The 20,901-nt window shown below is 63.0% G+C and carries 20 protein-coding genes; 8 read left to right on the top strand and 12 right to left on the bottom strand.

Annotated features, from left to right (window positions below; all coding sequences use genetic code 11):
• Positions 1–666: 666 nt before the first annotated feature.
• The 3 genes from ACPFMA_RS00435 to ACPFMA_RS00425 are packed head-to-tail and all read right to left on the bottom strand — an operon-like array spanning position 667 to position 1,631.
• The gene (locus tag ACPFMA_RS00435) at positions 667–1,137 is read right to left on the bottom strand and encodes an inhibitor of vertebrate lysozyme family protein (RefSeq protein WP_009401689.1); all 471 of its coding nucleotides are present in this window, start codon (positions 1,135–1,137) and stop codon (positions 667–669) included.
• Positions 1,138–1,142: 5 nt separating this feature from the next.
• Positions 1,143–1,307: a DUF1328 domain-containing protein gene (locus ACPFMA_RS00430; RefSeq protein ID WP_009401691.1), complete on the bottom strand. Its 165-nt coding sequence runs from the start codon at positions 1,305–1,307 to the stop codon at positions 1,143–1,145.
• A gap of 45 nt (positions 1,308–1,352) precedes the next feature.
• Positions 1,353–1,631: a hypothetical protein gene (locus ACPFMA_RS00425; RefSeq protein ID WP_009401692.1), complete on the bottom strand. Its 279-nt coding sequence runs from the start codon at positions 1,629–1,631 to the stop codon at positions 1,353–1,355.
• A 325-nt stretch (positions 1,632–1,956) separates the two neighbouring features.
• Between ACPFMA_RS00425 and algB the strand changes: the two genes are divergently transcribed.
• A complete protein-coding gene (gene algB, locus ACPFMA_RS00420; RefSeq protein WP_009401694.1) occupies positions 1,957–3,303 on the top strand; it encodes a sigma-54-dependent response regulator transcription factor AlgB in 1,347 nt (448 codons plus the stop codon).
• Positions 3,300–5,090: a KinB sensor domain-containing domain gene (locus tag ACPFMA_RS00415; protein WP_064303908.1), complete on the top strand. Its 1,791-nt coding sequence runs from the start codon at positions 3,300–3,302 to the stop codon at positions 5,088–5,090. The genes algB and ACPFMA_RS00415 overlap by 4 nt, the downstream gene beginning before the upstream one ends.
• Here ACPFMA_RS00415 and ACPFMA_RS00410 read toward each other — a convergent pair whose 3' ends face one another.
• The 7 genes from ACPFMA_RS00410 to ACPFMA_RS00380 all read right to left on the bottom strand — a co-directional run bounded on the left by ACPFMA_RS00410 (position 5,091) and on the right by ACPFMA_RS00380 (position 12,386).
• Entirely contained in the window at positions 5,091–6,713 is a 1,623-nt protein-coding gene (locus ACPFMA_RS00410) for an EAL domain-containing protein (RefSeq protein WP_425929498.1), read from the bottom strand. It lies immediately after the preceding gene.
• 212 nt (positions 6,714–6,925) lie between these two features.
• Entirely contained in the window at positions 6,926–7,711 is a 786-nt protein-coding gene (locus tag ACPFMA_RS00405; RefSeq protein ID WP_064303910.1) for an N-acetylmuramoyl-L-alanine amidase, read from the bottom strand.
• Positions 7,712–7,773: 62 nt separating this feature from the next.
• On the bottom strand, positions 7,774–9,735 hold the full coding sequence (locus ACPFMA_RS00400) for a GGDEF domain-containing protein (RefSeq protein ID WP_420058535.1): 1,962 nt from the start codon (positions 9,733–9,735) through the stop codon (positions 7,774–7,776).
• A 24-nt stretch (positions 9,736–9,759) separates the two neighbouring features.
• Positions 9,760–10,614: an endonuclease/exonuclease/phosphatase family protein gene (locus ACPFMA_RS00395; protein WP_064303925.1), complete on the bottom strand. Its 855-nt coding sequence runs from the start codon at positions 10,612–10,614 to the stop codon at positions 9,760–9,762.
• Positions 10,615–10,626: 12 nt separating this feature from the next.
• Positions 10,627–11,256, bottom strand: coding sequence for a thiol:disulfide interchange protein DsbA (gene dsbA, locus ACPFMA_RS00390; RefSeq protein ID WP_009401704.1), 630 nt, complete (start codon positions 11,254–11,256; stop codon positions 10,627–10,629).
• 176 nt (positions 11,257–11,432) lie between these two features.
• A complete protein-coding gene (locus tag ACPFMA_RS00385) occupies positions 11,433–12,050 on the bottom strand; it encodes a c-type cytochrome (RefSeq protein WP_064303912.1) in 618 nt (205 codons plus the stop codon).
• Positions 12,051–12,083: 33 nt separating this feature from the next.
• Entirely contained in the window at positions 12,084–12,386 is a 303-nt protein-coding gene (locus ACPFMA_RS00380) for a c-type cytochrome (RefSeq protein WP_009401707.1), read from the bottom strand.
• A 192-nt stretch (positions 12,387–12,578) separates the two neighbouring features.
• Between ACPFMA_RS00380 and yihA the strand changes: the two genes are divergently transcribed.
• Positions 12,579–13,211, top strand: a complete 633-nt coding sequence (yihA, locus tag ACPFMA_RS00375; RefSeq protein WP_064303913.1) for a ribosome biogenesis GTP-binding protein YihA/YsxC — start codon at positions 12,579–12,581, stop codon at positions 13,209–13,211.
• A gap of 292 nt (positions 13,212–13,503) precedes the next feature.
• On the opposite strand, the gene polA is transcribed toward yihA, so the two are convergent.
• Positions 13,504–16,317, bottom strand: a complete 2,814-nt coding sequence (polA, locus tag ACPFMA_RS00370; protein ID WP_420058534.1) for a DNA polymerase I — start codon at positions 16,315–16,317, stop codon at positions 13,504–13,506.
• Positions 16,318–16,391: 74 nt separating this feature from the next.
• On the opposite strand from polA, the gene ACPFMA_RS00365 reads away from it, so the two are divergent.
• A complete protein-coding gene (locus tag ACPFMA_RS00365) occupies positions 16,392–16,679 on the top strand; it encodes a DUF2782 domain-containing protein (protein WP_009401712.1) in 288 nt (95 codons plus the stop codon).
• Between the two features lie 63 nt (positions 16,680–16,742).
• The gene (locus ACPFMA_RS00360) at positions 16,743–17,693 is read left to right on the top strand and encodes a homoserine kinase (RefSeq protein ID WP_425929497.1); all 951 of its coding nucleotides are present in this window, start codon (positions 16,743–16,745) and stop codon (positions 17,691–17,693) included.
• 112 nt (positions 17,694–17,805) lie between these two features.
• Here the strand turns inward: ACPFMA_RS00360 and znuA are convergent, their stop codons facing one another.
• The gene (gene znuA / locus ACPFMA_RS00355; RefSeq protein WP_064303915.1) at positions 17,806–18,744 is read right to left on the bottom strand and encodes a zinc ABC transporter substrate-binding protein ZnuA; all 939 of its coding nucleotides are present in this window, start codon (positions 18,742–18,744) and stop codon (positions 17,806–17,808) included.
• A gap of 66 nt (positions 18,745–18,810) precedes the next feature.
• Between znuA and zur the strand changes: the two genes are divergently transcribed.
• From zur to znuB, 3 genes are read left to right on the top strand one after another with little or no spacing between them, the layout of a single operon-like run.
• Positions 18,811–19,293, top strand: a complete 483-nt coding sequence (gene zur, locus ACPFMA_RS00350) for a zinc uptake transcriptional repressor Zur (protein WP_420058531.1) — start codon at positions 18,811–18,813, stop codon at positions 19,291–19,293.
• A complete protein-coding gene (gene znuC, locus ACPFMA_RS00345) occupies positions 19,293–20,060 on the top strand; it encodes a zinc ABC transporter ATP-binding protein ZnuC (RefSeq protein ID WP_064303917.1) in 768 nt (255 codons plus the stop codon). Before zur ends, znuC begins: the two co-directional genes overlap by 1 nt.
• Entirely contained in the window at positions 20,053–20,835 is a 783-nt protein-coding gene (gene znuB, locus ACPFMA_RS00340; protein WP_064303918.1) for a zinc ABC transporter permease subunit ZnuB, read from the top strand. Before znuC ends, znuB begins: the two co-directional genes overlap by 8 nt.
• The last annotated feature ends 66 nt before the right edge of the window (positions 20,836–20,901 follow it).

Genomic DNA, 20,901 nt, shown 5'->3' with positions numbered 1-20,901 from the left:
GCGTTCCAGAGCGGCTTCTAGCCAATCCGGAGACTTCTTCGGCAACAGTCAAAGGCACCGCAGAAGGTTGCTGCCAACGAACCGGGACGGTCGCTTGCTGGCGAAAAAAGGCGCAACTATTCAGGCGGGAGGGGGAGCAGTCTAATGCCGGAAACGAGTAGCCCATGCCGAATCGGCATGAGATTTTGAGCAGAAATCAAGCGCCGGAAGGGGTTTTTCGCAAGCTGTTCGGAATCCCGAATAGGACCGATCCGCCATATTTCGGCAGATTCACAGGATGTTTAATGGATGCACGCTATCAGCGTTCGACAATCCGAATGGGTGAAAAAGCTCTTCGATGATGTAGGAAAATTGACAAAAAAATTTACGTCGACAGACGAACGGATGGCAGATTTGCCATCTGTCGGGACAAGGTGCTGCCGGGACAGCCCGGTCAGGATCTTCCATTCACGGAACACCCCCGACTGACTGATCCCGGCATTTGCTTTCCTGACCCGGCCCTCGACGGAGGCACTCCTTGTACCCCTAGGCTGCTCCGAACTGCATCGATCAGAGCTGCCCGGCCCCCTGGTCATGCACCCACCGTCCTCGGGAGGGCGCAACATAGAAGCTTGAACACAGGAAAGGTTCAGCTTCTGTCACGGCACCGACGCGCGCGGTCGCGCCTCAGTACCAGTTCGGATCACGTTTGAGCTGTTCCCTGAGCATGGCCTGCATGCCTTCGTCGGGATCACCGAGCCAACGGTAATCGGCATGGCGGGTCGGCGACTTGTCACCCGGTAGCCCTTCCGGCACCTCCACCAGCATTCCGTAGGCTTTTTCCTTATCCCAACGGAAAGCGACGATCAGACGCTTGTTCAAGCACTTGCCGGCGCTTTCGCACAGAGGACCGACCAGGTACTTGTCGCCATCTTCCTCGACGGCGGACATCTGCAGTTCGGACACTCCGCTCAGGTTGAGCACCCAATCGGGCAGTCGTTCCTCTTTCTTGACCACGTCCTGCCAGGTTTCCCGATACTCGGGGTCCGTGCCGAGCAATTCACTGGCCCGGACCTGGCCGTCATTGGCCGCCATTGCCGCCGACCCGCCGGCCATCAACAGGCCGGCGACCAGGGCGCTGCGTATCACGCCTTTCATTGGCTTCAGCCTCGACCGCGACGACCAAAGAAGAACGAAGCCACGAACAGCACCAGGAAGACAATGAACAGGATCTTCGCGATACCGGTAGCGGCGCCGGCGATACCACCGAAGCCCAGCACAGCGGCGACAATGGCGATGATCAGGAAGGTAATGGCCCAACTCAACATGGTGATACTCCTTCTGTTTTGGAAACGTTCCCGGTCCGCATGCGGTCAAAAGACCCAGCGCTGTACCGGAGCCGGCGTCGAGTCATCGACACTGGCGGCCGGCAGCACTTGCGAGCGCATGATCGGAGTGGTTTGCAACGGGGCGGCGCGGCTTTCATGGATGCGCACCACCTGCACGGCGAGCTGGCTTTCGACCTTGCTGGCCTGCCAGGCGTGATAAAGCTGCCCGGCGACCAGGGTCAGCAACAGCGCCAGCACAAGAAACAGCGCCTGACGCAAATGATGTGGCGATATAAGCACCAGGGCGGCGGAAGTGCGTTTCATGTGCCGGGCTCCTCTTGCTGCATGTTCGTTATGACCTGGAAGGGTCATTGCAGCCTGCATGCCAGCCTTCAGCAGCTTAAATTATTCTTATAAATCAATAACTTATGATTTGACCGAAATGGCCTGGGAACGCATCCTGCACGATGCCCCCTGCGGCGGTCGTGCTTTTTGCATGGTGAAACGCCGCTTTTTCAACGTCAGAAATCCCGACAGTGGACGAAAAACGGCGAGCTAGCATGGAAGGGAAAGAATGAATCAGAATCTGCCATGCAACTTGCACGATTTTTCCGACACTAACCAAGATAATTCCCAAGGAGCGCAGGAAATGGAGTCAGCCCCGGAGCCTCAAGGCCGCATTCTGCTGGTGGACGATGAGTCCGCCATCTTGCGTACCTTCCGCTATTGCCTCGAGGACGAGGGCTATACCGTGGCCACCGCCAACAGTGCGGCCCAGGCGGAGACCCTCTTGCAGCGTCAGGTCTTCGACCTGTGCTTCCTCGACCTGCGCCTTGGCGAAGACAACGGCCTCGATGTGTTGGCGCAGATGCGCATCCTCGCGCCCTGGATGCGCGTGGTCATCGTCACTGCCCACTCGGCCGTGGACACTGCGGTGGATGCCATCCAGGCCGGCGCCGCCGATTACCTGGTCAAGCCATGCAGCCCTGATCAGCTGCGCCTGGCTACCGCCAAGCAACTGGAGGTGCGGCAACTCTCGGCGCGCCTGGAGGCCCTCGAAGGCGAGGTGCGCAAACCCAAGGATGGCCTCGATTCGCACAGCCCGGCCATGATGGTGGTGCTGGAAACCGCACGGCAGGTAGCAACCACCGATGCCAACATTCTTATCCTCGGCGAGTCCGGCACCGGCAAGGGCGAACTGGCCCGCGCCATCCATGGCTGGAGCAAGCGCGCACGCAAGGCTTGCGTGACCATCAACTGCCCATCGCTGACCGCCGAACTCATGGAGAGCGAACTGTTCGGCCACAGCCGCGGCGCCTTCACCGGCGCCAGTGAAAGCACTCTGGGCCGGGTCAACCAGGCTGACGGTGGCACCTTGTTCCTCGACGAGATCGGCGATTTCCCGCTGACGCTCCAGCCCAAGCTGTTGCGCTTTATCCAGGACAAGGAATACGAGCGGGTCGGCGACCCGGTGACACGCCGCGCCGACGTGCGCATTCTCGCCGCGACCAACCTCAACCTCGAGGACATGGTCCGCGAAGGCCGCTTCCGCGAAGACCTGCTCTATCGCCTCAACGTCATTACCCTCCACCTGCCGCCGTTGCGCGAGCGCAGCGAAGACATCCTGACCCTGGCCGAGCGCTTCCTCGCCCGTTTCGTCAAGGAGTACTCGCGCCCGGCCCGTGCCTTCAGCGACGAAGCCCGCACCGCGCTGCTCAATTACCGCTGGCCGGGGAACATTCGCGAGCTGCGCAACGTCATCGAACGGGCCAGTATCATCTGCGCCCAGGAGAAGGTCGAAGTCAGCCACCTCGGCATGGCCGAACAGCCGGCCAGCAACGCCCCGCGCATCGGCGCGGCATTGAGCCTGGATGAACTGGAGCGGGCACACATCGGCGCGGTGCTGGCCACCAGCGATACCCTCGACCAGGCGGCCAAGACCCTCGGCATCGACGCCTCGACCCTGTATCGCAAGCGCAAGCAGTACAACCTATGAGATGGGCGATGAAGCTGCGGACACGGCTGTTTCTCAGCATTTCCGCGCTGATCACCGTGGCACTGCTCGGCCTGTTGCTGAGCCTGGTGAGCGTCCAGCAGATGGCCAGCTCGCAGCAGACGATGATTCGCAACAATACCTTCGTCCTCGACATGGGCCTGAAGCTGCGGCAGAACCTCAGCGAACAGTTGACCCAGCTCCTCGACGATGGCAGCGACCCACGGGTCCTGGCGGACCTGCAGGCGCAGTTCCAACAGTTGCTCGATGAAGGCATGCAGCATGAAAGCCAGTTCAGTGACAACGAACAGGAGTTTTCCAGGGCCAATGCCAAGTACCAGGATTTTCTCCAGCAACTGAAGGCCGCCGCATCGCCGGCACGCAGCCTCAGCGTCGACGAACCGTTGGGCCAGGCTTTCAGCGAGCTGCGCGCCACGCTGATTGCGTATCACAAGCAGGCGGTGGAACAGATCCGCGATGCCGAGAAGATCTCCCGGGATCGCGCGGTGTTGATGTCGGGCGTGCTCGGGCTGGTCGCACTGGCCGTGCTGGCGCTGGGCTTTTTCACCGCCCACGGTATCGCCCGGCGCTTCGGCCAGCCCATCGAAGCGCTGGCCAGCGCCGCCGACCAGGTCGGCCTGGGAAATTTCGATGTGACCCTGCCAGTAACTTCGGCCTTGGAAATCAACCAGCTGACCAAGCGCTTCGGCCTTATGGCCGAGGCCCTGCGCGAGCATCAGGCAACCAATGTCGATGAATTGCTGGCCGGCCAGCAACGCTTGCAGGCGGTGCTGGACAGCATCGACGACGGTCTGCTGATCATCGACCGCCAAGGCCGCCTTGAACACCTCAATCCGGTGGCCCAGCGCCAACTGGGCTGGGACGACTCCCGCACCGGCAGCCCCCTGGGCGAGGCACTGCAGCGCCCCGAACTGGACCAGCAACTGCACCTGATCCTGCGCGGCGGCAGCCTGGAGCGGGTCCCGGAAGACCTGCACCTGGAGATCGACAAGGAAAACCGCGTCCTGACCTACAGCCTGACCCCGGTGTGTCGCCCGGACGGGCAGATCCTCGGTGCCGTGATGGTGCTGCACGATGTCACCGAACAGCGCGCTTTCGAGCGGGTGCGCAGCGAGTTCGTCCTGCGTGCCTCCCACGAATTGCGCACACCGGTCACCGGCATGCACATGGCCTTCGGTCTGTTGAAGGAGCGAATCAAATTCCCCGAAGAAAGCCGCGAAAATGACCTGCTGGATACCATCGGCGAGGAAATGCAGCGCCTGACCCAACTGATCAACGACCTGCTGAACTTTTCCCGCTACCAGAGTGGCCAGCAGAAGCTCGAGCGCAGCGTCTGTGCCCTCGACGATCTGCTCGAACGCGCCCGCGTGCGCCACGCCCAGGCCGCAGCGGCCAAGCAGATCGAGCTGCAACTGGAATTGGGCTCGCCCTTGCCACGGATCCAGGCGGACATCGCGCAACTGGATCGGGTCATGGACAACCTGCTGGACAATGCCATCCGGCATACCCCGAAGAACGGCACTATCCGACTGCAGGCCCGTCGGCACGGCGAGCGGGTGATTGTCAGCGTCGAGGACAGCGGCGAGGGCATCGCCTACAGCCAGCAAGGACGTATTTTCGAGCCTTTCGTCCAGGTCGGACGCAAGAAGGGCGGCGCCGGCCTCGGCCTGGCCTTGTGCAAGGAAATCGTGCAGTTGCACGGTGGGCGCATGGGCGTGTATTCGCGGCCGGAACACGGGACCCAGTTCTACATGGCCCTGCCGGTCTGATCAGGCTTCGTCGTCGATCCGCCGAGGCCCGAGGCGACGACCGCGGGTGATGAGTTCGGCGAATTGCCGCGCGTTCAGCGGGTGGGCGAACAGCCAGCCCTGGCCATAATTGACCCCCTCGCTGTTAAGCAGCACGGCCTGTTCCTCGTACTCGATCCCCTCGGCGATCACCCGCAATTGCAGGGCGTGGGCCATACGAATGATATGCGGGGCGACACCGCTGCTGGCCGCGTCATGGCCGAGAGCGTCGATAAAGGCCTTGTCGATTTTCAGGCAATCCACCGGCAAGGTTTGCAAATAGGCGAGGCTGCAATAGCCGGTGCCGAAATCGTCGATCAACACCTGATGGCCCAGCGCCCGGAGCGCCTGAAGGTTGTCCCGCGCTATCGCCACATCGATCAGGCCACGCTCGGTCACCTCGAAGGCGATCTGGCTGGCCGCTACATGATGGCTCGCCAGCAGGCGCGCAGCGACCCGATCGATACGCGGCACCATTACGTCGCATGCCGCGAGGTTGACCGAGACGTACAGTTGCGGATTAGCGCGTAGCAGCTGCCCCAACTGATCGAACACCCGCTGCAGGACGAAATCGGTGATCTGGCGGATCTGCCCGGTGTTTTCCGCCAGCGGGATGAACAGCTCAGGGCTGGTCAGGGTACCGTCCGGGCGGCGCCAGCGCACCAGGGCCTCGGCGCCGACACAGCGACGGCTGGCCAGTTCGAATATCGGCTGGTAGAGCACCTGCAATTCGCCCCGGCGCAGCGCGCCCTGCAATTGCGAACTCATGGAGCGGCTTTGCTGCACCAGTTGCAACACCGCCCAGCCGATGCACCAGGCCAGCAGCAGGCTGCCGGGAAACAGCAGCCACAGGGCACCGCTCATCTTCAGCGGCTGACTGACGCGCGGGGCAATCAACACCAGTTGGTAATCCGGTGATCGGGTCGGCATTCGATAAAGCAAGCGGTCGGGCAACTCGATCAGGGCGGTTTTCGAGCTCGGCGGCCAATTGCCGCTGGGCGGTGGCCAGGGTTGTACGGGCCCGAGAACCGGCACGGCACGGGTACCTTGGTCGAGAACGACCAGCAGGCTGCCGCCGGCGGGCAGATCGACCACATCGGTGAGATGTCCGCGAGAGGTGGAGACGCGAAACGGCCCGCGACCGAGTATCAATGCCGCACGGTTATCGTCCGGTTCGGTGCTGGTATTGAGCCAATAGCTATAGGTCGGGCCGCGAATATCCGGGGGCGGCAAGGACTGGAAGGTGCGATCGCCGAGGCGGCTGGAACAGATCTGTCGATCATCGATATAGGCCGCTTCGAACACGAAGCGATTGTTGAAGGCGACCTGTTGCAAAGCGGAATACATTTCGAAGCTGCAGCCGCGCACGGGCTGTTTGTACAACTGGTCGACGCCCTGTCGGAGCTGGCCGAAGATCTGCTCGAGGCGTTCCAGGAACCGCTCACCGCGGGCGTTCATGCGCTCGCTTTCATTGGCCTGCACCTGGTGCATGGCCAGGCCCAGGCTGCCCAGCAGAAGCAAAAAGGCGCTTGCCGAGGCGGCCAGCGATGCCAGGAGCCAGGGTCGATATAACAGGCCGCGTAACAGCTGGAGGGCAGGCGACATCGGCAATATCCCGTTTCATACCAAAGGTATAGCAACTTGGTTGGATATCGTCCTGGCCGTTTGGCGGGGTTTTGACGGTGAAGCTTCTTGCAGGCGACCTCTGCCCCCTGTGGGAGCGGGCTTGCCAGCGATGAGGCCGGCAATGTCGCGATGTTGTCCGGACTGACGCAATCGCTGGCAAGCCAGCTCCCACAGGGTATGAAGTGATCCTGCTAGCGCTGGTTGTTGAGGACCTGCAGCATTGCGGCCGTCTGCGCATCCGGCTGGCCGTCGAAATTTTGCGGGCGGAAACGCATCTGGAACGCGGCGATCACGTGACGGGTGGCAACATCGAATACCCCGGTCTGCTCGATCGCATAACCAAACCGTGCCAGCTGTTGCTGGTACCAGGTAATGCTCGGTGGATTCACCGCAAAGCGCGCCTGCTGCTGCACCACCGCCTGGGCATTCGGCCAGATAGCCAGGCCTTCGTCGGCCAGACGCTTCCACGGAAACAGTGGCCCCGGATCCAGCTTGCGCAACGGCGCGATGTCGCTATGACCGATGATGTGCCGCGGCAGGATGTTGTTGCGCTTGGCGATGTCCTTGAGCAACAGGATCAGCGATTGCACCTGCGCCTCGCTGTACGGATGCCAGACCCGTCCGGTCGGGGTGTCGGTGAAGCCGGGATTGACGATTTCGATGCCGATCGACGTGGAGTTGAGCCAGGTCCGGCCCTCCCACTGGCTTTCACCGGCATGCCAGGCGCGGCGACTTTCGTCCACCAGTTGGTAGACGGTGCCATCACGGTCATCGCCGATCAGGTAATGGCTGCTGACCTCGCCATGGGTCAGCAAGGCCAGCGAGCGCTCCAGCGAGGCATTGGTGTAATGCAGGACGACGAACTGGATGCGGCTGTCCTGGTTGGCCGAAACATGGCTACGGTCGATACGCAACTGCGGGCCACTGGTGCAACCGGCCAGCAGGGCCAGCAGCAGGATGGAGAAAAACGCTTTCATGGGAAAAGGACTGCCTGGGAAGTGTGCAATGCAATAGCATAACGTGCCTCCTGTGGGGTCGTTCATCCGAGTTGCAAGCGATTGCGTCCAAGGTGCTTGGCCCGGTAAAGCGCTTCGTCGGCGCGCTTGAGCACCGTGTCGCTGCGTTCGCCATCGCGAAACTCGGTCATACCCACCGACAGGGTAATGGTGACGCGCTCACCCTTGAAGTGGAACGGGCAGGCCTCCACCGCTGCACGCAGGCTCTCCGCCAACTGTAGACCACCCGTCACCGTTGTCTGTGGCACCAGCAGAACGAATTCCTCGCCACCGAAGCGGGCGATGAAATCCCGAGGACGCAGACGCTTGCGCAGTTCGTTGGCGACGATCTTCAGGACCTTGTCGCCAGCCAGGTGGCCATAACTGTCGTTGATGCGCTTGAAGTGATCCAGGTCCAGGATCGCCATCAGCAACTGGCCGCCTTTTTCCTCCCATTCAGCAACTTCCAGCTCGAGACGCTCGGACCAGGCGGCGCGGTTGGGCAGGCCGGTGAGCGGATCGACCAAGGCTTTTTGACGCTGCTCCTCCAGGTGCTCGCGGTAGCCCTGGGCCTCCTGCTCCATGTGGGCGACCCGCTCGGACAGCCCCTTGAGGCGGTTGGCCATTTCCTCTTCGCGCTTGTCGCGCTGCTGCTGGTGCTCGTCCATGACGCCAAGCAGCCCTTCGAGACGCCCCTCCAGCACGTGCTTGAGGCTTTCCAGATCAGCCGCGCCCTGCACGCTGCTGTGCAGGCCGTCGACCTGTTCGCGCAACTGGCTGTTCAGGTCACGTTCGGCGGACTGATTGTCGGCGTGGCCTTCGCTGGCCTCCTGCAGGTGGCTCTGGAACGACTCCAGACGCTCATTGAGCTGTTTCAGATAGGCTTCGAACTCATGCTGCCCGCTGTCGGTGATGGCCAGCATCAGTACCGCCAGATCATCCAGCACCGGAAGCAACTCATACCAGTTCAGGCCATGCTCCAGGCGCTGGCGCATGGACTCCGCCTGGGGACGGTGGCGCTCCGGCAGGGCCAGGTCGTTGAGCAGCCCGAGCAGGGTGTGCTCGATATGGGTCGCCACCGAGCTGTAGGTTGGCTCGGTACCGTCGGGCAGGGCGTAGAGCATCTGTTCCGCGGTCAGCTCCACGACCGGCTCCGGCTGCACAGGCTCCTCTTCGCGTGAAACGGCTTCGACAGGCTCTGGATTGGCGGGCTCCGCCACCACCTCCAGTTCCATTGGAGCCGGATCGGCAACCTCAGGCTCGGCAACCGCGGTCGCTGTCACAGCGGCAGTGACAGGGACAGGCACCTCAGACGCAGTATCGATATCCGCCGCAGGCGCACTGGTTGCGCAGGCATCAGCTGTCCGGGAAGAAGGTCGCAGTTCGTCTATATCGGCAACCGGGGCAACTTCGGCCTTCGGCGCGGCCGGCACGACAGGCGCCTCGCCCACCGGCGCCGCCGACGGCACTTCTTCCGCGGCATCGCGGCCGCCGAACAACCGTTGCAGAAAGCCCGGTCTGTTCTGTTCCTCGGGATGGGTCAGCACGCCGATCGCTTCGCCCTGCAGCTTGCTCAGCTCACTCAACAGCAAGGGGATTTCCCGCGACTGGCCAGCACGGGCCTCGACCTGCTTGCCGAGCTTCTTCAAGGGACGCCGCACCTCGCTGGGCAAGGACAGCGTTTGCAGCTGGTTGACCAGCGACGTCAACGCGGTGATTACCTGGGTTACCCGCGTGGCACGGCGCTGCTCGGAGTCGAGCACGGCTTTTTCGAGACGGGGAATGAGTCCGGCAAGACCAGCGTCCATGTTGTCGGAGCGGATGACATCGCGCATTTCCTTCATGCACTCGTCTACCACACGGTCGCTGCCCTCAGCGGCCAGGGTACTGCGCACGAGACCGCGACGCAGCAGGTCGAGGCGGGCCTCCCAACGGCGCTCCAGCTTTTCCTGCTGTTCGATACTCTTGAGGTACTTCTCTTTCCAGCGCTCTGCTTCGTCGCTCATGCCCGGGCCCGCAATCAGGGGGGATTAACGCAAAACCGGAAGCGTATCCACAGTCAGGGCGTCAGGCAAACGAATCTCAACGGCGACCGGTAAATGATCGGAAATCGGCTGCGAAAGCACTTCGACCTTTTCCAGGGTCAGGCTCGGGCTGAGCAGAATATGGTCCAGGCAGCGTTGCGGGCGCCAGCTGGGGAACGTGGCTTCGACCTGTGGCGCGATCAAGCCGAGGTCACGCAGGGGGGAATGTTGCAGAAGGTCGGTGGCGTGGGTGTTCATGTCGCCCATCAGCACCTGGTGACGATAACCACCGATCAACTCACGGATATAGGCAAGCTGGCGGGCGCGGGTTTTGGAGCCCAGGGCCAGGTGCATCATTACCACGACCAGGGCGTCCTCGCCTTCGCCAAAACGCACCAGGATCGCCCCGCGACCGGCAGGGCCGGGCAGCGGGTGGTCTTCGAGCAGCTGCGGCTTGAGCCGGCTCAGCACGCCATTGCTGTGCTGGGCGAAGCGCCCGAGATTACGGTTGAGCTGCTGGTACCAGTAGGGGAAAGCACCGAGATGGGCGAGATGCTCGACCTGGTTGACATAACCCGAGCGCAGGCTGCCGCCGTCGGCTTCCTGCAGGGCCACCAGGTCGAAGTCGTTGAGCAACGCGCCGATCTTCTGCAGGTTGCCGGCGCGTCCCACATGTGGCAGCAGATGCTGCCAGCTGCGCGTCACGTAGTGTCGATAGCGCTCGGTGCTGATCCCGACCTGGATATTGAAGCTGAGCAGGCGCAGGCGACCGTCCCTTGGCAGGTTGTCCTCGCCGACATGCAGCTCGTTGATCCGTGGATCACACAGGCCGACTACCCGCTCGCTTCTCCAGCGCGCCATGATCATCGCCGCTTACTTCGCGGCGCGCTCCTTGGCGATCAGCTGGTCGGCAACGTTCAGCACGCCTTCCGGGCCACCGGCGCTGCCCAGGTCGAAGCGATACTTGCCGTTGACCACCATGCTCGGCACGCCAGTGATCTCGTATTTCTTCGCCAGTTCCTTGGCCTGGTTGACCTGGCCCTTGATCGCGAAGGAATTGAAGGTGGCGAGGAACTTGTCCTTGTCGACACCCTGGGTGGCGAGGAAGTCAGCCATGTCCTGCGGGTCGGTCAGGCGCTTGCGCTGGTTCTGGATGGCGTCGAAGACGGCGGCATGCACCTTGTGCTCGACGCCCATGGCTTCGAGGGTCAGGAACATCTGGCCGTGGGCATCCCATGGGCCGCCGAACATGGCCGGCACGCGCTTGAAGTTGACGTCGGCGGGCAGCTTGTCGATCCAGGGATTGATGGTCGGTTCGAAGTGGTAGCAGTGCGGGCAGCCGTACCAGAACAGTTCGACGACCTCGATCTTGCCCGGTTGGGATACCGGCACCGGGTTGCTCAGCTCGATGTATTCCTTGCCGGCGACCGGTTCCGCGGCCTGGGCAGTCATACCGAAAACGCTGGCAGCTACCAGCGCGGCGCTGAGAATCAGATTACGCATGCTTTGCTCCTGTGCAGTCTTTGAGTCGCCCTGAAACGACTTGTCTTTCTGACAGGCCAAGGCGGGTCCGAGTTCGTAAGTGTAACGGCTGAAGAATGAAAAAAGGGTGGCCGAGGCCACCCTTTTCATGTTCGGCACGCGCCATTAACGCAGCGTTAACGTTGCCGCCGGACGGATCAGTGCAGGCCCTGGATGTAGCTGGCCAGCGCCTCGATTTCCTTGTTGCTGAGCTTGGAAGCGATGGTGCGCATGGTGGTGGCATCACCATCGTTGGTGCGGTTGCCTTCGCGGAAGTCGGTCAGTTGCTTGGTAACGTACTGGGCGTGCTGGCCGCCCAGGTGCGGGAAGCCGGCGGTTGCCAGGCCAGCGCCATTCGGCGAGTGGCAACCGGTGCAGGCGGGCAGGCCTTTTTCCAGGTTACCGCCGTTGAACAGGGCGCGACCCTGTTCGACCAGTTTCGGATCGGCAGCACCGACGCTGCCTTTCTGGCTGGCGAAGTAGGCGGCGATGTCGGCCAGGTCCTGGTCGCCGAGGTTGGTCAGAAGGCCGGTCATTTCCAGGACCGTGCGCTTGCCGTCCTTGATGTCGTGGAGCTGCTTGGTCAGGTAACGCTCACCCTGGCCTGCAAGTTTCGGGAAGTTCGGCGCGACGCTATTGCCGTCCGGGCTGTGACACGCCCCACAAACGGCCGCTTTTGCCTGACCGGCAGCGGCATCGCCAACGATAGTGCCAGCGGCATTGGCGCCGCCTGTAACGCCCAGGGTCAACAGCAGACTCACGATCAGTTTGTTCATCAGCTAATCCAACTACGGCTAAGGGTGAAAGAGTTATGTATCGGGCCTACCGCTCATCCACTGGATGATCGCCTGGTAGTCCTCGGCACTGCAGTCCATGCACAATCCACGCGGTGGCATAGCCTTGAAACCCTGGGTTACATGCCCGACCAATATCTCCATACCCTGCGCCAGCCTTGGCTCCCAGGCTGCACGATCACCGGCTTTCGGGGCCTGTGGCAGCTGCCCGGCGTGACAGGCCGCACAGGTGCGGTTGTACAACGCCTCGGGATCCTGTGTAGCCTGAGCGCTGGAAAACGGTATCAAGACACCGATTGCAAGCAGCCATTTCGTCATCGAACGACCCTTCAGGGTTGGAAGCTCATTGCGTTCTAGTGCGCAACCTTTAAAGTCTGAGCCCCCGTGCACATCCTCCTACGCTGGGATAATGCGCACACAAAATCTAGGGCATTATATACTCCCGTTGCCGAAACGGAAACGACACACCCTGCCGCACCCACCCCGGGCAACGCTCACTTCGGACATCCCATGCAAGTCAAAAACCCCATCCTCGGACTTTGCCAGACGGCAAGATTCGCCCTCAGTGCCGCCAAGGTCGACCAGTGTCCACCTGACGAAGGCTATGAAGTCGCCTTCGCCGGCCGCTCCAACGCCGGCAAGTCCAGCGCGCTCAACACCCTGACCCACGCCAGCCTGGCGCGTACCTCGAAAACCCCGGGCCGGACCCAGCTGTTGAACTTCTTCAGTCTGGATGACGATCGGCGTTTGGTCGACCTGCCGGGCTACGGATATGCCAAGGTGCCGATTCCGCTCAAGCAGCACTGGCAGCGCCACCTCGAGGCCTACCTGGGCAGCCGCGAAGCGTTGAAGGGCCTGATCCTGATGATGGACGTGCGCCATCCGATGACCGACTTCGACAAGATGATGCTCGACTGGTCCAAGGCCAGCGGCATGCCGATGCATATCCTGCTGACCAAGGCCGACAAGCTGACCTTCGGCGCGGCCAAGAACACGCTGCTCAAGGTGCAGTCGGAAATCCGCAAGGGCTGGGGTGACAGCATCACCATCCAGCTGTTCTCGGCACCGAAACGGCAGGGGCTGGAAGAAGCCTACGCCGTCCTCGCGCGTTGGCTGGAACTGGCTGACAAGCCCGAGGCATAAGGGCTGCCCGGCGAAATCCGGGCAAAAAAAAACCCCGGACTTCGTATGGGGAGGGGGAAGTTCGGGGTTCAAGTTCCGAACCGCTAGGGCGGGGTCCGGATATCTGCCAACACTTAACACAACATAGGAGCATTGAAGGGCTTCACCAGCCATTCAGTACCTCTGAGTGTCGGTTCACCGGATTAGTTCCGGGCGTGTAGAAACTATTTGCGATAAGTAGGAATTCTCTTAATGCCCGACTGCCGGAGTCGGGCATTTCGCGCGACCTTATGTCGCAGACATTCCCCGATGTTCAGTGCGCTTCGTCCCAGTTCGCCCCCACTCCAACGTCCACCACCAGCGGAACATCCAGTTGCGCAGCGTTGCTCATGTACGGACGAATGTCCTCACGCACCTGCTCCACCAGGTCTTCGCGCACTTCCAGCACCAGTTCGTCGTGTACCTGGAGAATTACCCGGGCATCGAGCCCGGAGCTTTCCAGCCAGTTGTCCACCGCGACCATGGCGCGCTTGATGATGTCCGCCGCGGTACCCTGCATCGGCGCGTTGATCGCCGTACGTTCAGCTCCGGCACGCTCCATCGGGCGGCTGGAGTTGATCGCCGGCAGGTACAGGCGACGACCGAACAGGGTTTCCACGAAGCCTTGCTCGGCGGCCAGCTTGCGGGTGCTTTCCATGTACTGGCGCACACCCGGGTAGCGGGCGAAGTAGGCATCGATATAGGCCTTGGCCTGCTTGGTCTCGACGCCGATGTCCTTGCCGAGCTTTTTCGCGCCCATGCCATAGATCAGGCCGAAGTTGATCGCCTTGGCGCTGCGGCGCTGGTCGGAAGTCACTTGGTCCAGGGCCACGTTGAACACTTCGGCGGCAGTCGCGGTGTGCACGTCGAGGCCGTTGCGGAAGGCGTTCATCAGGCCTTCGTCGCCGGACAGGTGGGCCATGATGCGCAACTCGATCTGCGAGTAGTCGGCCGCCAGCAGCTTGTAGCCCGGTGGCGCGATGAACGCCTGGCGGATGCGCCGCCCCTCGGCAGTGCGGGCCGGGATGTTCTGCAGGTTCGGATCGCTGGACGACAGGCGACCGGTGGCCGCGACCGCCTGGCCATAGGACGTATGGATGCGCTGGGTGCGCGGGTTGATCTGCTCGGGCAGACGGTCGGTGTAGGTGCTCTTGAGCTTGCTCAGCGAGCGGTACTGCATCAGCACCCGTGGCAGCGGATAGCCTTCCTCGGCCAGTTCGTCCAGCACCTCTTCGGCAGTGGAGGGCTGGCCCTTGGCGGTCTTCTTCAAGACCGGCAGGCCGAACTTGTCGTAAAGGATCGCGCCTAGCTGGCGTGGCGAACCGAGGTTGAACGGCTCACCGGCGAGTTCGATGGCCTCGCGCTCCAGCTCGACCATCTTGTCGCCCAGCTCCTGGCTCTGCAGCCTCAGCAATTCGGGATCGACCAGCGCGCCCTGGCGCTCGATCCGCGCCAGCACCGGCACCAGCGGCATCTCGATGTCGGTCAGCACGCTGGCCAGGGACGGGATCGCCTGGAGCTGCGCGAACAGCGTCTGGTGCAGGCGCAGGGTCACGTCGGCGTCTTCGGCGGCGTAGGGGCCGGCCTTGTCCAGGTGGATCTTGTCGAAGGTCACCTGCTTGGCGCCCTTGCCAGCGATGTCTTCGAACTTGACGGTGCTGTAGTCGAGGTACTTCTTCGCCAGGCTGTCCATATCGTGGCGGATCGCCGTGGAGTTGAGCACGTAGGATTCGAGCATGGTGTCGAAGGCGATGCCGCGCACGGTGATGCCGTTGGCCGGGTCGCCGCCGATCGCGCAGTTGGCGAGGATGTTCATGTCGAACTTGGCGTGCTGGCCGACCTTGAGCTTTTGCGGGTCTTCCAGCAGCGGCTTCAGGGCCAGCAACACGCTGTCGCGGTCCAGTTGCGCGGGGGCATCGGGGTAACTGTGGGTCAGCGGGACATACGCCGCCTCATGGGCTTTCACCGCAAAGGACACACCCACCAGTTGCGCCTGCTGCGCGTCGATGCCGGTGGTTTCGGTGTCGAAGGCGAACAGCGGGGCGTCCTTGAGTTTCTGCAACCAGGCATCGAAACGCGCCTGGTCGAGGATGGTCTCGTAATCCGGCTCGACCGGCACCTCGACCTCGGCCACCACCAGCGCCTCGTCGCTGACCGCCGCCACGGTGACATCCAGCACCGCCACCGGGGCCGGCTGCGCGGCACGGCGCGCTTCGCGCTCGAGTTCGTCGATCCAGCCCTTGAACTCCAGCTCGGTGTAGAGCTCCATGAGCTTGTCGCGATCCGGCTCGCCCAGGTGCAGGTCATCCAGGCCGACGTCCAGTTCGACGTCGCACTTGATGGTCGCCAGGCGATAGGAGAGGAAGGCCATTTCCTTGCTTTCCAGCAGCTTGGCCGGCAGGGTCTTGGCACCACGGATGGGCAGGGACGGCACCAGGTCGAGGTTGTCGTAGAGCTCCTTGAGGCCGCCATTGACCCCGACCAGCAAGCCGACGGCAGTCTTCTCGCCGACACCCTTGACCCCCGGGATGTTGTCGGCGGTATCGCCCATCAGGGCCAGCAGGTCGATGATCTGTTCCGGAGCGACACCGAATTTCCCTTTTACGCCCTCGATATCCAGCACGGTTCCGGTCATGGTGTTGACCAGCGTAACGTGCTCGTCCACCAGCTGCGCCATGTCCTTGTCGCCGGTGGACACCACCACCGGGCGCGCTGCCGCAGCGCTGCTGCGGGCCAGGGTGCCGATCACGTCATCGGCCTCGACACCCTCGACGCACAGCAGCGGGAAGCCCAGGGCACGCACGGCGGCGTGCAGCGGTTCGATCTGCACGCGCATGTCGTCGGGCATGCTCGGGCGGTTGGCCTTGTAGTCGGCGAACATCTCGTCGCGGAACGTTCCGCCCTTGGCATCGAAGACCACCGCGAACGGGCTGTCCGGATATTGCTTGCGCAGGCTCCTGAGCATGTTCAGCACACCCTTTACAGCCCCGGACGGCATGCCCTTGGACGTGGTCAGCGGCGGCAGCGCGTGGAAGGCACGGTAGAGGTACGAAGAACCGTCCACCAGGACGAGGGGGGTTTGGCTCATGAGCGGAATCAACCTTTTCGACGGGCCCGGCGCTAGAATGTCCGGAACATTGACGACAAAGGGACAAGGTTATCATGGGTACATTCAATCGCCTGTTGTTGCTCGGCCTTCTCGTCGGCACGCCGGTCGCAGCCCTGGCAGCGGACGAAGCGCCCTCGGCCGAGCCGGAAGTAACCATTCGCACGGAAGGTGACAAAACCATTCAGGAATACCGTCAGAACGGCTTCCTGTACGCGATCAAGGTCACACCGAAGAACGGCAAGCCGTACTTCCTGGTGCGTGCCGACGGTAGCGACGCCAACTTCATCCGGTCCGACCAACCCGACATGCTGATTCCCTCCTGGAAAATCTTCGAGTGGTAACGCGGACCCTTAACATCCACCCGGCACGTCGCGACGACGTGCCTGACTGAGCAGTTTTTGACCATGTCTGTCTTCACCCCCCTGACCCGGCCACAGCTGGAAACCTTCCTGGCCCCCTATGGACTGGGCCGCCTGCTGGATTTCCAGGGCATCGCCGCCGGTACCGAGAACAGCAATTTCTTCATCAGCCTCGAACAGGGGGAGTTCGTGCTGACGCTTGTGGAGCGCGGACCGATCCAGGACCTGCCGTTCTTCGTCGAACTGCTCGAGGTGCTGCACCAGGCCGACCTGCCGGTGCCTTATGCCTTGCCCGCCACCGACGGCGTGGCCCTGCGCGAGCTGGCCGGCAAGCCGGCGCTGCTGCAACCGCGCCTGGCCGGCAAGCACATCAAGGCGCCCAACGCCCAGCACTGCATGCAGGTCGCCGATTTCATGGGCCACCTGCACCTGGCGACCCGCGAACACACACTGGAACGCAAGACCGACCGGGGGCTGGACTGGATGCTGCAGGCCGGCAACGAATTGATGCCGCGACTGAATGCCGGGCAGCAAGCCCTGCTGAAAGCCAGCCTGGACGAGATCAGCGCCAATCACGCACGGATCATGGCGCTCCCACGGGCCAACGTGCATGCCGACCTGTTCCGTGACAACGCAATGTTCGAAGGCACGCACCTGACCGGTGTGATCGACTTCTACAACGCTTGCTCGGGGCCGATGCTGTATGACCTGGCGATCAGCCTGAACGACTGGTGCTGTGACGAGGCGGGAGCGATCGATCTGCCGCGAGCGCGGGCGTTCCTCGGCGCCTATGCGGCACTGCGGCCGTTCACGGCGGCGGAAGCCGAGCTCTGGCCGGTGATGCTGCGGGTCGCGTGCGTGCGCTTCTGGCTGTCGCGCCTGATCGCGGCGGAATCGTTCGCGGGGATGGATGTGATGATTCACGATCCGGTGGAGTTCGAGGTGCGCTTGAAGGCGCGGCAGGATGTGAGCCTGGCACTGCATTTCGCCCTATAAGGATCACGCGGACCCTGTGGGAGCGGGTTTACCCGCGATTGCGATAGTGATTCCACCATAGCAATCGCGGGTAAACCCGCTCTCACAGGGTACAGCGTCGTTGCCAGGGACTTTATAGGCTTTCCAGACACCCCGCCAACCCGTTCCCCAGGTTCGCCAGCAAGGTCTCGTAGCCCTTGGCATCCACTGGCAGCGTCCCGCCCAGCGCATCCAGTTCCGCCAGTTTCACCGGCAAACCGGCGGTCAGGGTTTCAGCCAGGCGCGGCCGCAGTGGCGGCTCACTGAACACACAGGTCTTGCCTGCCTCCTGCAAGCGCTTGCGCATGGCGGCCACATGCTGGGCGCCCGGCTGCACTTCCTGGACCACGCTGAACACGCCTGCATGCTTCAGCCCATAAGCCGATTCAAAGTAATCGAACGCCTCGTGGAAGACGAAGAACGGCTTGTCCGCGACGCCGGCCAGTCGCTGTTTCAAGCGCTGGTCCAGCACATCCAGGCGCTGCTCGAAGCCCTTCAGGTTGCTCTGGTAGCGCGCGGCATTGGCCGGATCCGCCGCACTCAGGTCCGCCGCCATGCGCGCGGCGATCACCCGGGCGTTGACCGTGGACAACCACAGGTGGGCATCGAGGCTGCCGGGGCGGTGGTCGTGGTCATGTTCATCAGGGTCATCCCCGTGCGCGTCATGCTCTTCATGGGATTGGCTGTCCTCGCCGAAGTGGCGCAGGCTCATGCCGGGCAAATCCTGCACCGCCACGGTAGGCTTGCTGCGCCCAGTGATGACACGCGGCAGGAAGCTTTCCATGTCCGGCCCGATCCAATACAGCAGGTCAACCTCCGCTACCCGCCGTACATCCGACGGACGCAGCGCATAGTGGTGCGGCGAAGCGCCCGGCGGCAGCAGCACTTCCGGCTTGCCGACGCCGTCCTGGACCGCTGCGGCAATCAGTTGCAGCGGCTGGATGCTGGTCAGAACGCGAACGTCGGCGCGGGCCGGGGCCAGCACGACCAGGGTTGAGGCAAAAGCGACAAAAAGGGCAAAAAATCGGGACACGATAAGCGCTCATTGATGCAAAGAGAGGTAACATAATAACGTCTCTCACCAGAACCGTCGCCGCCCATGCCCATTACCCCGCTGGCCAACCGCCCACACGACCATTCCCATTGCGTCCACACTGCCCTGGCCGAAGCCGATGCCCTGTGTGCCCGCCAGGGGCTGCGCCTGACCGCGTTGCGCCGGCGTGTGCTGGAACTGGTCTGGCAGAGCCATAAACCGCTGGGTGCCTATGACATCCTCGGCGTACTGAGCGAACAGGATGGCCGTCGCGCTGCGCCGCCAACCGTTTATCGGGCCCTCGATTTCCTTCTGGAAAACAGCCTGGTGCACCGCATCGCCTCGCTCAACGCCTTTATCGGCTGCAATCACCCGGAACATGCGCACCAGGGTCAATTCCTGATCTGCCGCGAGTGCCATGTCGCGATCGAGCTCGAGCAGGCGGCGATCAGCGACGCCATCGTCACCAGTGCCAAGGAGGTCGGTTTCAGCGTCGAGGCGCAGACCGTGGAAGTCGTCGGCATCTGCGCCAGTTGCCGGAGCGCCTGATGAGCAATGCCTTGATCCGCCTGCAGCAGGTGGGAGTGACCATCGCCGGGCAGAGCATCCTCGACAGCATCGACCTGACCGTCGACCCCGGGCAGATCGTCACCCTGATCGGCCCCAACGGCGCCGGCAAGACCACCCTCGTGCGCGCCGTCCTCGGCCTGCTCAAGCCAGATCGCGGCAGCGTCTGGCGCAAGCCGAAGCTGCGTATCGGCTACATGCCGCAGAAGCTTCAGGTGGACGCGACCCTGCCGCTCTCGGTTCTGCGCTTCCTGCGCCTGGTTCCGGGCGTAGACCGCACCGCCGCCTTGGCGGCCCTGGAGGAAGTCGGTGCCGAACAGGTGATCGACAGCCCGATCCAGAACATTTCCGGCGGCGAGATGCAGCGCGTGCTGCTGGCCCGCGCCTTGCTGCGCGAGCCCGAGCTGCTGGTGCTGGACGAACCGGTCCAGGGCGTCGACGTCGCCGGCCAGGCCGAGCTGTACAGCCTCATCACCCGCCTGCGCGACCGCCACCGTTGCGGCGTGCTGATGGTCTCCCACGACCTGCACCTGGTCATGAGCACCACCGACCAGGTGGTCTGCCTCAATCGTCACGTCTGCTGTTCCGGGCATCCGGAGCAGGTCAGCGGCGACCCGGCCTTCGTCGAGCTGTTCGGCAACAACGCGCCAAGCCTGGCGATCTATCACCATCATCACGACCACAGCCACGACCTGCATGGTTCGGTGGTCACCCCGCATGTGCATGGAGAAAACTGCAAGCATGGCTGATTTCCTGCTCTACGCCCTGCTCGCAGGCCTGGCCCTGGCCGTGGTGGCCGGCCCCCTGGGTTCCTTCGTGGTCTGGCGGCGCATGGCCTATTTCGGTGACACCCTGTCCCATGCCGCACTGCTCGGCGTGGCCATGGGCTTCATGCTCGACATCAGCCCGGCGCTGGCGGTAACGGTCGGCTGCCTGCTGCTGGCGTTGCTCCTGGTCACCTTGCAGCAGCGCCAGCCGCTGGCCTCGGACACCCTGCTCGGTATCCTTGCCCCCAGCACCCTGTCCCTCGGCCTGGTGGCGTTGAGTTTCATGCGCGATGTGCGCATCGACCTGATGGGCTACCTGTTCGGCGACCTGCTGGCGATCAGCCCGGCCGATCTGGCCTGGATCCTCGGTGGCAGCGCAGCGGTGCTGTTGTTGATTGTGGCGCTGTGGCGGCCGCTGCTGGCGGTGACCGTGCATGAAGAGCTGGCCCGGGTCGAAGGCCTGCCGGTGGCCGGCCTGCGCCTGGCACTGATGCTGCTGATCGCGATCGTCATCGCCGTAGCCATGAAGATCGTCGGCGTGCTGCTGATCACGTCGTTGCTGATCATCCCCGCCGCCGCCGCGCAAAGACATGCACGCTCTCCGGAACAAATGGCCCTTGGCGCCAGTCTTATCGGGGTCGTCGCGGTCTGTGGCGGCCTGGCCATGTCCTGGTTCAAGGACACCCCCGCAGGGCCCTCGATCGTGGTCTGTGCCGCGGTGCTATTCTTGCTGAGCCTGGCCCTGCCCAAGCGCTGAATGCAACAGCGAACGCCGCCTGCGCGGTGGCGTCCGCCCCCATGCACCCCGCGAGCGCCAGCGAAG

The sequence above is a fragment of the Pseudomonas sp. NyZ201 genome, from assembly GCF_049860765.1.
GTDB lineage: Bacteria > Pseudomonadota > Gammaproteobacteria > Pseudomonadales > Pseudomonadaceae > Aquipseudomonas > Aquipseudomonas bharatica.
This window is presented reverse-complemented; position numbering and strand designations above follow the sequence as displayed.

Bases quoted from the DNA above. Each gene is read 5' to 3' on its own strand.
- ACPFMA_RS00410 (WP_425929498.1), bottom strand. From the start codon at position 6,713: ATGTCGCCTGCCCTCCAGCTGTTACGCGGCCTGTTATATCGACCCTGG.
- znuB (WP_064303918.1), top strand. From the start codon at position 20,053: ATGGCTGATTTCCTGCTCTACGCCCTGCTCGCAGGCCTGGCCCTGGCC.
- algB (WP_009401694.1), top strand. From the start codon at position 1,957: ATGGAGTCAGCCCCGGAGCCTCAAGGCCGCATTCTGCTGGTGGACGAT.
- ACPFMA_RS00360 (WP_425929497.1), top strand. From the start codon at position 16,743: ATGTCTGTCTTCACCCCCCTGACCCGGCCACAGCTGGAAACCTTCCTG.
- ACPFMA_RS00435 (WP_009401689.1), bottom strand. From the start codon at position 1,137: ATGAAAGGCGTGATACGCAGCGCCCTGGTCGCCGGCCTGTTGATGGCC.
- znuC (WP_064303917.1), top strand. From the start codon at position 19,293: ATGAGCAATGCCTTGATCCGCCTGCAGCAGGTGGGAGTGACCATCGCC.
- yihA (WP_064303913.1), top strand. From the start codon at position 12,579: ATGCAAGTCAAAAACCCCATCCTCGGACTTTGCCAGACGGCAAGATTC.
- polA (WP_420058534.1), bottom strand. From the start codon at position 16,317: ATGAGCCAAACCCCCCTCGTCCTGGTGGACGGTTCTTCGTACCTCTAC.
- ACPFMA_RS00405 (WP_064303910.1), bottom strand. From the start codon at position 7,711: ATGAAAGCGTTTTTCTCCATCCTGCTGCTGGCCCTGCTGGCCGGTTGC.
- ACPFMA_RS00415 (WP_064303908.1), top strand. From the start codon at position 3,300: ATGAGATGGGCGATGAAGCTGCGGACACGGCTGTTTCTCAGCATTTCC.
- zur (WP_420058531.1), top strand. From the start codon at position 18,811: ATGCCCATTACCCCGCTGGCCAACCGCCCACACGACCATTCCCATTGC.
- ACPFMA_RS00380 (WP_009401707.1), bottom strand. From the start codon at position 12,386: ATGACGAAATGGCTGCTTGCAATCGGTGTCTTGATACCGTTTTCCAGC.
- ACPFMA_RS00385 (WP_064303912.1), bottom strand. From the start codon at position 12,050: ATGAACAAACTGATCGTGAGTCTGCTGTTGACCCTGGGCGTTACAGGC.
- ACPFMA_RS00400 (WP_420058535.1), bottom strand. From the start codon at position 9,735: ATGAGCGACGAAGCAGAGCGCTGGAAAGAGAAGTACCTCAAGAGTATC.
- ACPFMA_RS00425 (WP_009401692.1), bottom strand. From the start codon at position 1,631: ATGAAACGCACTTCCGCCGCCCTGGTGCTTATATCGCCACATCATTTG.
- ACPFMA_RS00395 (WP_064303925.1), bottom strand. From the start codon at position 10,614: ATGGCGCGCTGGAGAAGCGAGCGGGTAGTCGGCCTGTGTGATCCACGG.
- ACPFMA_RS00365 (WP_009401712.1), top strand. From the start codon at position 16,392: ATGGGTACATTCAATCGCCTGTTGTTGCTCGGCCTTCTCGTCGGCACG.
- ACPFMA_RS00430 (WP_009401691.1), bottom strand. From the start codon at position 1,307: ATGTTGAGTTGGGCCATTACCTTCCTGATCATCGCCATTGTCGCCGCT.
- dsbA (WP_009401704.1), bottom strand. From the start codon at position 11,256: ATGCGTAATCTGATTCTCAGCGCCGCGCTGGTAGCTGCCAGCGTTTTC.